The 13,924-nt window shown below is 33.3% G+C and carries 9 protein-coding genes; 6 read left to right on the forward strand and 3 right to left on the reverse strand.

Features of this window, described 5'->3' with window-relative positions; genetic code table 11:
* The first annotated feature begins 27 nt into the window (after window positions 1-27).
* Together ACVEGE_RS08150 and ACVEGE_RS08155 are read left to right on the forward strand one after the other, a co-directional pair.
* Window positions 28-2,091, forward strand: a complete 2,064-nt coding sequence (locus tag ACVEGE_RS08150; protein ID WP_225738052.1) for a tetratricopeptide repeat-containing sensor histidine kinase — start codon at window positions 28-30, stop codon at window positions 2,089-2,091.
* A complete protein-coding gene (locus ACVEGE_RS08155; protein WP_173851160.1) occupies window positions 2,081-2,773 on the forward strand; it encodes a response regulator in 693 nt (230 codons plus the stop codon). Before ACVEGE_RS08150 ends, ACVEGE_RS08155 begins: the two co-directional genes overlap by 11 nt.
* Before the next feature lie 55 nt (window positions 2,774-2,828).
* On the opposite strand, the gene thiL is transcribed toward ACVEGE_RS08155, so the two are convergent.
* On the reverse strand, window positions 2,829-3,875 hold the full coding sequence (thiL, locus tag ACVEGE_RS08160) for a thiamine-phosphate kinase (RefSeq protein ID WP_173838029.1): 1,047 nt from the start codon (window positions 3,873-3,875) through the stop codon (window positions 2,829-2,831).
* 163 nt (window positions 3,876-4,038) lie between these two features.
* Here thiL and ACVEGE_RS08165 point away from each other — a divergent pair, with 163 nt between their 5' ends.
* The 3 genes from ACVEGE_RS08165 to ACVEGE_RS08175 all read left to right on the forward strand — a co-directional run bounded on the left by ACVEGE_RS08165 (window position 4,039) and on the right by ACVEGE_RS08175 (window position 9,602).
* Entirely contained in the window at window positions 4,039-4,923 is an 885-nt protein-coding gene (locus ACVEGE_RS08165) for an ABC transporter ATP-binding protein (protein WP_192499940.1), read from the forward strand.
* A complete protein-coding gene (locus tag ACVEGE_RS08170; protein WP_192499941.1) occupies window positions 4,917-8,567 on the forward strand; it encodes an ABC transporter permease/M1 family aminopeptidase in 3,651 nt (1,216 codons plus the stop codon). Before ACVEGE_RS08165 ends, ACVEGE_RS08170 begins: the two co-directional genes overlap by 7 nt.
* Window positions 8,568-8,672: 105 nt before the next feature.
* Window positions 8,673-9,602: a 1-phosphofructokinase family hexose kinase gene (locus ACVEGE_RS08175; protein ID WP_192499942.1), complete on the forward strand. Its 930-nt coding sequence runs from the start codon at window positions 8,673-8,675 to the stop codon at window positions 9,600-9,602.
* A 300-nt stretch (window positions 9,603-9,902) separates the two neighbouring features.
* Here the strand turns inward: ACVEGE_RS08175 and lepA are convergent, their stop codons facing one another.
* Complete coding sequence (lepA, locus tag ACVEGE_RS08180) at window positions 9,903-11,699, reverse strand: translation elongation factor 4 (protein WP_066333197.1); 1,797 nt, start codon at window positions 11,697-11,699, stop codon at window positions 9,903-9,905.
* 305 nt (window positions 11,700-12,004) lie between these two features.
* On the opposite strand from lepA, the gene ACVEGE_RS08185 reads away from it, so the two are divergent.
* A complete protein-coding gene (locus tag ACVEGE_RS08185; protein WP_173851151.1) occupies window positions 12,005-12,613 on the forward strand; it encodes a hypothetical protein in 609 nt (202 codons plus the stop codon).
* 50 nt (window positions 12,614-12,663) lie between these two features.
* On the opposite strand, the gene ACVEGE_RS08190 is transcribed toward ACVEGE_RS08185, so the two are convergent.
* The gene (locus ACVEGE_RS08190) at window positions 12,664-13,905 is read right to left on the reverse strand and encodes an NAD(P)/FAD-dependent oxidoreductase (RefSeq protein WP_173851149.1); all 1,242 of its coding nucleotides are present in this window, start codon (window positions 13,903-13,905) and stop codon (window positions 12,664-12,666) included.
* Window positions 13,906-13,924 lie beyond the last annotated feature (19 nt).

Raw genomic sequence — 13,924 nt, forward strand, 5'->3', positions numbered from 1 at the left:
ATTTTTGATAAAACTCATGATTTAAAATTGAAAAACACTTTATTTTTAATTACAGCGTATTTTTTTATTTTGTTTTTTTTTGGTTGTTCCAAAAAAAGCACAAAGCAAACCACTATTTCACCATCAGGGGATAGTCTTGATTTATATTTTGTATTAGCAAATGATTTTAATTTAGATAAAGATAAAAGATTCGACTTTACTAAAAAAGCTTTTAATATTGTAATAAGTCAAAAAGAAGATTCTTTGAACAGAGTTAATTTGTTTAAAGTTGCAAATAGATATTATAACATCAACAAATGGAATGAGTTCAATAAAACTGTGTATTTAGTACTTGATCAAGCCCAAGAAGTTAAAGACACTTTACAACAGATAAAAGCATATACTTATTTAGGAGATTATTATGATTCTCAAGCAATTTCAGATAGTGCTTTTATGTTTTATTACAAAGCGGAAAAATTGTTTACTAAACCGAAAAACAATATTGTTTTAGGTAAAATACTAATTAGTAAAGCTAACCTTCAATATAGGATAGGAGATTTTTTAGGTTCTCAAAATACCGTATTTAATGTTTTAAGAAAAATTAAAGATGAAAATAAAGTAAATAACTTACTTTATGATTCGTATAATCTTTTAGGACTTATTTACAATGAACTTGGAGAGTATGATAATGCGATGATTTATGCAAATAAAGCATTAATAATGAGTGATGATAAATCTATTCCAATAGAGTTTCAATCTAAAGCTAGCGCTTTAAATAATATAGGTTTTGTATATTTAAATTCTCAGAAGTACTCTTTGTCTCAGAAGTATTTTAAAAGTGGACTAGAACAACAAAATTTAATTAAATTTAAGCCAGCTTTATACGCTGTTTTGCTTGATAATTTTGCTTACGCTAAATTTAAGACAAATGAAACTGAAAACCTTCCAGATTTATTTTTTAAAGCACTTGATCTGAAAGAGAGTTTAAAGTTTACATCTGGTGTTTTTATTAGTAAAATACACTTGTCAGAATATTATGCTTCTATAAAAGATACCGTAAAAGCGATAAAATATTCACAAGAAGCACTTGTCTTGGCAAGAAAAACAAAGGTTTCTCGTGATATTTTAGTTGCTCTTAAGCAATTGGCTGTTGTAAGACCGCAAAATGCGTCACTTTATTCAAAAGAATATATTAAAATCAATGAACAACTTCAAAAGGCAGAAAGAAAAATAGGTGATAAGTTCACTCGTATTGAATATGAAACTGATCAAATAAAAGATAAGAACTCAGATTTAGAAACTCAAAACAGAAATTTAGTTTATATTTTTAGTTTTGTAATTTTATTGGGTATTTTTTTGTATATTATTAAAGCTCAAAAAGCAAAAAATAAAGAGTTAGTATACATTCAACAACAACAAAAAACAAACGAGGAGATTTATAACCTAATGATTTCGCAACAAAGTACCATTGAAGTAAATAGGGTAAAGGAAAGAAAACGTCTAGCGCAGGAATTACATGACGGCGTCTTAGGGAAAATGTTTGGAATCAGGATGAATTTAGATGGCTTGAATAGGTTTAAAGATGAATTGGCAATGGACCAAAGAGACAACTACATAGTTGAGCTTAAAAATGTTGAACAAGATATTCGGGAAATTTCACATGATTTGAGTAAAGAAAAATCAGGATTAATTAATAACTTCGTAGCAATTGTTGAAGATTTATTTGAAGAACAACGCAAAACTTTTAAAAGTAAACTGATCTCTAATATTGACTCAGATATTAAATGGGAGCTAATTGTCAATTCAATAAAAATCAATTTATATCGGATCATTCAAGAATCATTACAAAATATTAATAAGTATGCTTATGCAGATACGATTATAATAGAATTAAAAAAGCAAGATAAAACGCTTCTATTAATAATTAGTGATGATGGTATCGGTTTTGACACCAAATTAAAAAGAAAAGGCATAGGTTTGCAAAATATTATCTCTAGAACGAAAGATTGTAACGGAACTTTTGATATTGAGTCTAAAAAAAATAGTGGGACAACGATAACAATTACAGTTCCATTAGAACAAAAAATAAATACCAGCAATAATGACAAGTAACTCTGTTGTAACAAATAGCATTAAGAATAATATCTTAATTGTTGATGACCATCCTTTTATAATTCAAGGATATAAAAATGCAATTACAAGATATCATCCTGATAATTATGAGTTTATAATTGATGAAGCTAAAGACTGCGAGTCGGCTTATCACATTATAACAAATGCGAGTACACCAGATTTTGATATTGCATTTTTAGATATAAGCATGCCAACTTATGAAGAAAAAGGTTTGTATTCAGGTGAGGATTTAGCAAGGCTAATTTTAGAAAAGATGCCTAATTGCAAGATTATTTTACTTACAATGTTTACAGAGTTCCTCAAGATACAAACAATCATTGATGGTATAAATCCACATGGATTAGTAATTAAAAATGACCTAACGTTTAATGAGTTGCTTTTTGCTTTTGATAAAGTAATCAATAACGAACGTTATTATAGTAATTCGGTTCTTAAAATGTTAGAATCCCAAGAACATAGAATTGAGATTGATATATTTGATAAACAAATTTTATTTCATTTATCAAAAGGAACAAAATCAAAAGACATGATGCAGTATATTCCTATTTCGTCTAATGCTATTGCTGTTCGAAAGTTAAACCTAAAAAAAATATTAGGTTTACCAGAAGGTACTGATATAGAATTAGTTCGTGAAGCAAGAAGTAAAGGATTGCTTTTTTAAGTAGATTCTTAGTTATAAAAAAGGGCATCATTTTTAAATGATGCCTCTTTTTTTGTTATTCGCTTAATGCGTTCCACCCTCTAGCTTTAAGAGGGATGCGAGTATTAGCTCGAGTAACTAAGTGTATTCCTTCACTTTCTTGAACCATGTGTCCAATAATAGAAAAATTAGGATTTGCTTTTATTTTTTCGAAATCTTCCATTGCAATTGTAAATAGCAACTCATAATCTTCTCCACCATTTATTGCAACTGTTGTGCTGTCGATATCAAATTCTTCACACACGCTTATTAATTGTGGGTCTAAGGGTAATTTATCTTCATAAAGATTACAGCCTACCTTTGATTGCTTGCACAAGTGCATGATTTCAGATGAAAGACCGTCAGAGATGTCAATCATGGATGTTGGCTTTATTTCTAAGGCATGCAATAAAGTACGTACATCTTTACGAGCTTCAGGTTTTAATTGGCGTTCAATTAAGTAGGTATACAAATCTAAGTCGGGCTGCGAATTTGGATTCACTTGAAACACTTGTTTCTCTCTTTCTAGAACTTGTAATCCCATATAAGCGGCACCTATATCTCCTGTAACTACTAATAAATCAGAACTTTTTGCTCCATTTCTATAAACGATTTCGTCTTCGTCTGCTTCACCTATTGCAGTGATACTTATAATTAATCCTTTTTGAGATGAGGTAGTATCTCCTCCTATCACATCTACTTTATATTCTGCGGCAGCGTGAGCAATTCCTTCAAATAATTCATCTAAAGCCTCTAGTGGAAAACGGTTTGACACCGCAACAGACACTGTTATTTGCGTTGCCTTTGCATTCATTGCACAAATATCAGAGATGTTAACTACTACAGCTTTATATCCTAAATGTTTTAAAGGCATGTAAGCCAAATCAAAGTGTACTCCTTCTATCAATAAATCAGTAGAAACGACTACTTTTTTTTCTTTAAAATCCAAAACAGCTGCATCATCTCCTATACCTTTTAACGTAGAACTTTGATTTACCTCAAAGTTTTTAGTAAGGTGATCTATCAGTCCAAATTCTCCTAATTGTGCAATACTAGTGCGTTGTGGGTTTTTATCTTCAATCATTATTTTTAATTTAAAAAGCAAAGGTACAAAGATAATTAGATAGTGATTTTTCAGGGAGCATCTATTTGGTTTTTTGTAAGAATATTTTCGACTACTTGTTAATATTATTGTAACAATTGCAGTTGTTTGCCTACTAATGTATAAACCATTTAAATTTTTCACAATGAACCTGAAAATAACTAACCTTAGTAAGACCTATATAAACGGTGTAAAAGCACTTGATAATTTGAATTTAGAAATTGGAACTGGAATGTTTGGTTTACTTGGGCCTAACGGTGCTGGTAAGTCATCATTGATGCGAACAATTGCTACGTTACAAAAACCAGATTCGGGTACGATTGAATTTGATGGTAGTAATGTCTTAGAAGATCAAATGTCGCTAAGAAAAGTTTTGGGCTATTTGCCGCAAGAATTCGGAGTCTATCCTAACATGTCTGCTGAAAGCTTACTAGATTATTTTGCTCAGTTAAAAGGGATTTCGAGTAAAAAAGAAAGACAAGAGATAATCAAACAAGTCCTAGAGGTGACTAATTTGTATGAAGTTCGAATGAAATTTGTAAACGGCTATTCTGGAGGAATGAAACAACGTTTTGGAATCGCCCAATTGCTGTTGAACAACCCAAAATTAATTATAGTTGACGAACCTACTTCTGGTTTAGATCCAGCAGAAAGACATCGTTTTTTGAATGTGTTACGCGAGATAGGGACAAATCATACTGTGATCTTTTCGACGCACATTGTTGATGATGTGAAAGAGCTTTGTAATGAGGTTGCCATTTTAAATGGAGGGAAAATTCTAACTAAGGGGACACCTACAGCAGTTATTGCGGCACTTGAGGGCACAATATGGACTAAGGTTATTGATAGAGATAGCTTAGAGGAAAATGAGAAAAAATTTAATGTTATCTCGTCTAATTACAATCAAGATAATACCTTAAATATTAGAGTGCAAAGTATTGGGCAACCTGACGAACAATTTGTTACGGCTGCTCCGCAATTAGAAGATGTATATTTTGTAGCACTTAAAAAAGATACTGTATTATGTTAGGAACTATATTTACTTTTGAAGTAAAAAGGTGGCTTAAAAATCCGTCGTTTTACATTTATACAGCGTTATTTTTTATTTTCTCATTATTGATGGCTGCTGCTGCACTAGGTATTTTTGACGGTTTTACAGTAACGACCTCATCTAATACTCTTGTCAACTCGCCCATAGCATTAAATGGTTTAATAAACGGGCTATCTACCTTTACCTATTTCTTAGTGCCTACCATTATTGGAGCTTCTATCTACAGGGATTTTAAATATAATATGCACACTATTCTCTTTTCCTATCCTTTTACTAAAATGGATTATTTACTAGGGAAGTTCTTGAGTTCATTTTTTATAGTAATCTTAATTGTAGCGGGTATTGGCGTTGCCACGTATCTCGCAAGTTTTTTACCAGGTACTAATCAAAGTTTGTTAGGACCATACAGTATCGTAGCCTACTTACAAATCTACTGCATCTTTGTAATTCCGAATCTATTTTTTTACGGGGTTATCGTTTTTGCGATCGTTACCATTACTAGAAATATATCTGTAGGATTTATTGCAGTGATTGTATTGTTGTTTTTAGACGCTATTATAGGGAGTTTTACAAATGATACAGACAATCGTTATTTAGCTGGAATTCTAAATCCTTCTGGTAGTGAGGCTCTTTCCTATTATACGCAATACTGGACCGCTTCAGAGAAAAATGCAAATTTACTGCCTTTTGATAGTGTGATTATATACAATAGGTTGTTGTGGTTAGGAGTTTCAATCATCATATTTATTTTATTATATCGCTATTTCTCATTTACACAAACGGCATTAACTTTTGGAAAAAGTAGAAAGGAAGAACGCGTTACTAAAAATAATTTTGGAGGTATCACTAGGATAAAACTTCCTAATACTACTTTTAATTATTCGACAAAAAATAATCTAAAAACAGCTTGGAATCTTTCGAACATCGACTTTATTCTTATCGTTAAAAATTGGGTTTTCATTAGTATTGTAATTGTAGGGCTCGTTTTTATATTGTTAACGTCACTGACATCTGGAGTTATTTTTGGAACAAGTACCTATCCTACCACTTGGCAAATGCTTGAGATACCAGGAAGCACTTTTGGTTTGTTTATTAATTTACTAACATTTTTATTTGCTGGTATACTTACGCATCATGGTGCTACCACTAGAATGAATCATTTAGTAGATGTAACGCCTACACCTAACTGGGTATTTTTAGTCTCTAAGTTTATAGCAGTAGTAAAAATGCAAATCGTTTTACTAGCAGTAATTCTAATAGCTGGTGTAGCAATTCAAACATATCATGGTTATTATAATTTCGAAATAGGCCATTATCTTTATGAATTATATGTTATAAAATTGGTCAATTTTATAATCTGGGCTTTCTTAGCATTTTTTATACAAACACTTTTTAAAAACTACTTACTAGGATTTTTTGTATTGCTAATTTTAACAATAGGATTGGCTTATTTACCAACTCTTGGTGTAGAGCAGGGTGTTTTTAGATTCAATAGTGATGGTGGGTTTCAATATTCTGATATGAATGGATATGGAAGTAGCCTGCCGCTTTATTTCCTATATAAAGGGTATTGGTTTATGTTAGGGTTGGCTTTGTTCGGCTTTACATTATTATTCTGGACGAGAGGAATGGGGCAAAAAGCTTCGGCAAGATTAAAAGATGCTAAAGAACGTTTTCATGGGGCAAAAGCACTTTTAATCCGTTTGTCTTTAATTGGGTTTTTAGCATTGGGTGCGACTTTTTATTATCAAAATAATGTTTTACACCAGTATGACTCTAACTTAGATAATGAGAAATCACAAGCGACTTGGGAAAAGAAATACAAGAAATATCAAAATTATGCACAACCGCGTATTACCGCAATCAATGTTGATGTGGCTTTATATCCTGATAAAAGAGATTTTGTTGCAAGCGGAACCTACATTTTAAAGAATAAAAGCAAGCAAGCTATCGACTCTATATTTATCGACTATAATGAGTATAAAACTAAAATCAAGTTTGCGGTTGCAACTAAATTAGTGTCAAAGGATACTGTGTTTAATTTCAATATTTATAAATTAGATCAGCCACTCGCTGTAGGGGATTCTATTGTAATGAATTTCGAAATTAAAAATGAAGCAAACACTGTTTTTAGATCGAATTCTCCTGTGATTGCTAATGGAACTTTCATTAACAACGGTATTTTTCCGTTAATAGGCTATAATGATCAAGGTGAATTGACAGATGATGAAGTTAGAAAAACCTATGGCTTAAAGCCAAAGGATCGTATGGCCAGTCCTACTGATTCTATTGCAAGAATGAATACGTACATTAGTAATGACGCTGATTGGGTAAGATTTGAAACAACAGTTAGTACAGCGGGAGATCAAACCGCTATTGCTCCAGGGTACTTGCAAAAGCAATGGAAAAAAGACGGGAGAAACTATTTTCATTATAAAATGGATCAAAAAATGCTGAACTTCTACGCGTATAATTCAGCTAAGTATAAGGTCAAAAAAGACAAGTGGAACGATGTTGCTATCGAAATCTACTATCAGGAAGGGCATGAATATAATTTAGATCGAATGATTGCTGGAGTTAAAAAATCATTGGCATATTATACCGCAAATTTTAGTCCGTATCAGCACAAACAGGTTCGAATAATCGAATATCCTAAAACTGGTGGAGAATTTGCGCAATCTTTTGCAAACACGATTCCGTTTTCAGAAGCGATAGGTTTCATAGCATCTGTAGATGACGAAGATCAAGAAGCGGTAGATTATCCTTTTGCGATAACATCACATGAAGTTGCTCATCAATGGTGGGCACATCAAGTAATAGGGGCAAATGTACAGGGAGCCACAATGTTATCTGAAAGCTTATCAGAATATAGTTCGCTTAAAGTTTTAGAGCATCAATACGGTAAATCTCAAATGCGTAAATTCCTTAAGGTCGCCCTTGATAAGTACTTACAAGGAAGAACAAGAGAACGCAAAAAAGAGCAACCACTTATGTATAATGAAAACCAGCAATACATACATTATAACAAAGGTTCGCTAGTTTTTTATGCGCTAAGCGACTTTATTGGAGAGAAAAACTTAAACAATGTTTTAAAGGATTACATAAAGAAAGTTGGTTTTCAGGACGCTCCCTATACCAATAGTATCGAGCTAGTGACTATGTTAAAAGCAGCTACTCCAGATTCTTTACAATATACGATCAAGGATATGTTTGAAACTATCACTTTGTATGATAACAATATTACTAATGTTACGAGTAAAAAATTGAAAAATGGGAAGTACCAAGTAGATATTCAGTTTAATGTGGCTAAATACCGTTCAAATGATCAAGGAACTCGAATCTATAAAGATGCTAATGGTAAGACTATATCGTACAAGAAAAAAGGTGACGAGATAGGTCTTAGTTCATTGCCTCTAAATGATTTTATCGAAATAGGAATCTTTAAACAAGAGGAGGTTAAAGATAAAAAGGTGGAAAAACAGCTGCACCTCAAAAAATATAGAATCAATAAAATTGACAACAAACTTTCTATTATTGTTGATGAAAAACCTACAGAGGTTGGAGTGGATCCCTTTAATAAATTGATTGACACCAATTCTGATGATAATCGTAGAAAACTTTAATTTGTTTTAATTTTAAAAGGCGAAGGGATATTCTCTTCGCCTTTTTTATTTTTAAAAGCCTTTTATTAATTTTGAAAATAGGTGGCGTAACATTAAATTTATAACATGAAACATTATAAAATTACAACTGTAACAGTAAATCCGGCTTTAGATAAAAGCACGCATTTGCGCGGCTTAGTGCCAGAACAAAAGATAAGATGCGATGCCCCACGTTATGATGCAGGTGGCGGAGGAATAAATGTTTCTAAAGCGATTGCGCGTTTAAACGGGGAGTCTCTTGCATTGTTTACAGCAGGAGGACCTACGGGCGAAATGATGAAAGAATTGCTTATTAAAGAAGCCATAAACATCGACCCAATCCCTGTGCAAAACTGGACACGTGAGAGTTTTGTAGCGGTAGATGATAATACGAATTCCCAATATCGTTTTGGTTTTCCGGGTGCTGCCTTAAGCGAAAGTGAAAAGGTAACGATACTCGAAAAAATAGCAGCCTTGTCTACAGATTTTTTAGTACTAAGTGGTAGTTTGAATGATGGGCTATCGACAGATTTTTACAAAGAAATTGCCGAGCACGCTAAGAATTCAAATATAAAAGTGATTGTAGATACCTCAGGGGAATCTTTGCAAAAGGTCTTGGAAACGAGCGTTTATTTAATAAAACCAAACGTAGGAGAACTAGCTAAATTAGTAGGTGTAGACCGCCTAGAAATGGAAGAGGTAAACCAAGCAGCCAAAAAGATTATTGCGCAAGGAAGCGCAGAAATTATAGTTGTTTCTCTTGGTCCACAAGGTGCTGCGCTAGTAACAAAAGATTCGTGTGATTATGTTCCAGCTCCTCATGTAGCTAAAAAAAGTACTGTGGGTGCAGGAGATAGTATGGTAGGCGGAATGGTGTGGGCGCTTTCGCAAAATAAAAGCTTGCAGGAAGTATTGCGTTGGGGAGTAGCCTGCGGATCAGCAGCAACAATGAATGAGGGAACGCAGTTATTTAAAATAGAAGATGCAAACCGATTGTTTGAATGGTTATCCCCCTAGCCGCCAAAGAGGGAAGTGTTACTTACTCTGCGATAGTATAAGTAGTAAATTTGTCATGCTTTGAATAATGTAAAAGATAGAACGATTTTGCATGTACTAAAAGCAAAGAACATTTCTTTAAAATTAAAAGGAAACCAACTTTCTATGTTTGTCAAATAATTTTTTCCTTTTTGAATGAACTGTAAAAATCCACTGCAGTCATCTTATTGAGCTTTCAAAAAAATAAACAAAAAAACCCTGACAAAATTCACATTGTCAGGGTTTTCAATATTGTAGTTCCCCCTTCGGGGGTTAGGGGGATTAGTCGTTCAGTTTTAGAACAGCCATAAACGCTTCTTGAGGAATCTCTACGTTACCTACAAGTCTCATACGCTTTTTACCTTTCTTTTGTTTTTCTAGTAACTTACGTTTTCTAGAAATATCTCCACCGTAACATTTGGCGGTAACATCTTTACGTAAGGCTTTGATTGTTTCACGCGAAATCACTTTCACACCAATCGCTGCCTGTACTGGAATATCAAACTGTTGACGCGGAATTAATTCCTTCAACTTCTCACACATTTTTTTACCTATAGAATACGCATTATCAACGTGCATCAAAGAAGATAAAGCATCTACGATGGTTGCATTCAATAAGATATCAACTTTTACCAAGTTTGAAGTACGCATTCCAATTGGCGTATAATCAAAAGAGGCATATCCTTTAGAAACTGTTTTCAAACGATCGTAAAAGTCAAATACAATTTCTGCAAGAGGCATGTCAAAAGTCAATTCTACTCTTTCAGTTGTCAAGTACGTTTGGTTGGTAATCAAACCACGTTTTTCAATACACAAACTCATTACGTTACCTACGTAATCTGCTTTTGTAATGATAGTCGCTTTGATAAACGGCTCTTCCACGTGGTCTAAACGTGAAGGCTCTGGTAAGTCAGATGGGTTGTTTACCACAAGAACTGTGTCAGGATCCTTCTTAGTAAATGCGTGATAAGAAACGTTAGGAACCGTAGTAATTACGGTCATGTTGAATTCGCGTTCTAAGCGCTCTTGGATAATTTCCATGTGTAACATTCCTAAGAATCCACATCGGAAACCAAATCCTAAAGCAGCCGAACTTTCTGGTAAAAACACCAGTGACGCATCGTTCAACTGTAGTTTTTCCATCGAGTTTCTTAACTCTTCATAATCCTCAGTGTCTACTGGATAGATTCCTGCAAAAACCATTGGTTTTACATCCTCAAAACCAGTAATTATATTAGTTGTAGGCGTTTTAGCATCAGTCAGTGTATCTCCAACTTTTACTTCTTTCGCTTCTTTGATCCCAGATATTAAATACCCAACATCTCCAGCTGAAATCACTTGTTTAGGAACTTGGTTTAATTTTAAGGTACCAATCTCGTCAGCAAAATATTCATTACCAGTAGCCATGAATTTGATTTTTTGCCCTTTCTTGATCTCTCCATTTACCACTCTAAAGATCACTTCAATACCTCTAAAAGGGTTGTAGTGAGAATCGAAAATTAAAGCCTGTAATGGTTCGTCTTTATTTCCTGATGGTGGTGGAATTTTTTCGATAATGGCAGCCAAAATATTTTCGACACCAAAACCTGTTTTTCCTGAAGCATGAATAATATCCTCTAGTTTACATCCTAGTAAATCAATTATATCATCACTAACTTCTTCAGGATTAGCTGATGGTAAATCTACTTTATTTAAAACCGGAATAATTTCCAGGTCATTTTCTAAAGCAAGATATAAATTTGAAATTGTTTGTGCTTGAATACTTTGAGCAGCATCTACAATCAATAACGCTCCTTCGCAGGCTGCAATTGATCTCGAAACCTCATACGAAAAATCCACGTGTCCCGGAGTATCAATCAAGTTCAGGATATATTCCTCTCCTTTATAAGTATATTCCATCTGGATCGCATGACTCTTAATCGTGATTCCACGTTCCCTTTCAAGGTCCATGTTATCTAGCAATTGCGCTTTTTCTTGACGTGCCGTTACGGTTTGTGTAGCACCAAGTAAACGGTCAGCAAGTGTGCTTTTACCGTGATCAATATGTGCAATAATGCAAAAATTACGTATTTTTTTCATTTTGTTTAAGTATCATTTTTTTTTGGCTTGCCTTGAATTTATTTCAGGGCGTGACCACAAGGGTCGGGCTATTCGTTACAAGTCCTCGTGAAGTTCCGCTACCGCTGCACTTTACTGTGGGCTTTCCTCTTCTATCCCTCACGCACTTTAGCAAATAGCGCATATTAATCTGCAAATATAATTCAAAGATAATCAGTGTCAAAGTAGTTATAAGATATAATCAATAATACCTCTTTTTTTAAACATAAATTATATACTTTTGGACTGTAAGTTTTTTTACACAAAACAATAAAAAACATATCTAAATGAAAAAATCACTATTACTATTACTACTCGTTTCAACGGTAATTACAGCTCAAAAAATGAAAGTTGTTAAAGGAGATTATGCTGCTTTAAAAGATCAAAAAGAATTCAATGTTGAGTTTACTTATGAAAACTTAAAATTGATGAAGGATAATTTAACAAATGATCAATACGTGTCAGAAAGAGTTGCGGATCTAAATGGAAAAAATAACGGAGTAGGTGATGCTTGGAAAACAAAATGGTATTCTAGTAGAGAATTATCATTTGAGCCTAAGTTTCTAGAATTAGTTAATATAGTTCTTTCTAAAAAAGGTAAAGAAATTGTTTTCAAGAAGGATTTAAACCAAGCTAAATACACATTAATTGTTGATGCAAAATGGATTTATCCAGGTTATAATGTTGTCATGGTAAAGAAAGGTGCTAAAGTTTCTACAATACTTAGATTTGTTGAAACAGCAAATAAAAGCAATGTTGTATTAGAAATTAGTAGTGATGAAGCTCCAGGAGATATTTTTGGTGGATCATTCAGTAACGAAGATCGTATAAGCGAAGGATATGCTAAAACAGGAAAATCACTAGCTGGTTTATTGTTAAAAAAAGCTTTTAAATAAGAGGCGCTTTTAAATAAAAAAGAGGCTGACCGTTAAGTCAGCCTCTTTTTTTATGCTTTTTTATTGTTATTAATTACATAAGCCATGTTTTTAATAACATTATCATGTTTTTTTACAAAAGGATTGGTCTCATCCCAAACATAACCCGCTAATACTGCGCATATTTTACTTTTTACATCGTGATTTTCAGCTGTATGAAAAAATAATGTTTGTAAGTTTCCAGTGTACCATTCTTTTACATAAGTGGTAAAAACACCAATTCCCCTTTTCATATACCCAGCATATTCTTCTTCCCAATCTACAGCAATACCTTGCGATTCTTTTATATAAAGTTTTGCAGCTAGTATTCCTGACTCGGTTGCAAATGCAACTCCAGATGAGAAAACAGGATCTAAAAACTCAGAGCTATTTCCAGTTAAAGCAAATCCATCTCCATACATTTTCTTTACAGAGCGAGAATAGTTCTCTAACTTTATAGGATTGAATAGGAAATCAACGCCACTAAATCGTTTCACATAATGGTCAGATAAAGCAATAGCGTTTTTTAAAGCTTCAGCATTGTCTTTGTTTTCCGAAAGAGAATTGATGAAATCAGTAGGTCCAACTACTCCAAGACTTGTATTTCCATTCGAAAAAGGAATTACCCATAACCAAACTTGAGTTTCTAAAATATCAAATGAAATTAAAGTTCCCTCTTCGCCTTCAGGTCTGTTTACATCTTTTACATGTGTAAATATCGATGAGTGAGGATCTAATTTTGACGGAGTGTCTAAGTCTAATAAACGAGGTAATACACGTCCATATCCACTAGAATCTATAATGAAATTAGCATGAATTTCTTTTAAAGTCCCCGTTTTGTCTTTTACAACAGTAATGGATTTTTTACCAATAAAGGATACAGAAACAACTTCGGATTCAAACTCTAAATCAATTCCTTTTTTTATTATTGCCTGAGCCATAGTATTGTCAAAATCAGCTCTAGGCACTTGCCAAGTCCAATCCCAACCTTTGGTAAATTTTTTACTAAAGTCAAACACACACACTTCTTCACCTCTTATGAATCGTGCTCCAGTTTTCTTCTCAAAACCCATTTTGTCAAGATCCTCTAGTAACCCAGCTTCTTCAAAATGATCCATTACCCTTGGAATAAGACTTTCGCCAACAACTATTCGAGGGAATACTGTTTTTTCAACAACTTTTATTTTTACTCCATTTTTATGAAGATAAGAAGCCGAGACACATCCTGATGGTCCAGCTCCTATTATTAAAACATCTACGAACTCTTGTAGCATTTATATTTAGTTTTGCTTA

The organism is Flavobacterium sp. PL002 (genome assembly GCF_054165825.1).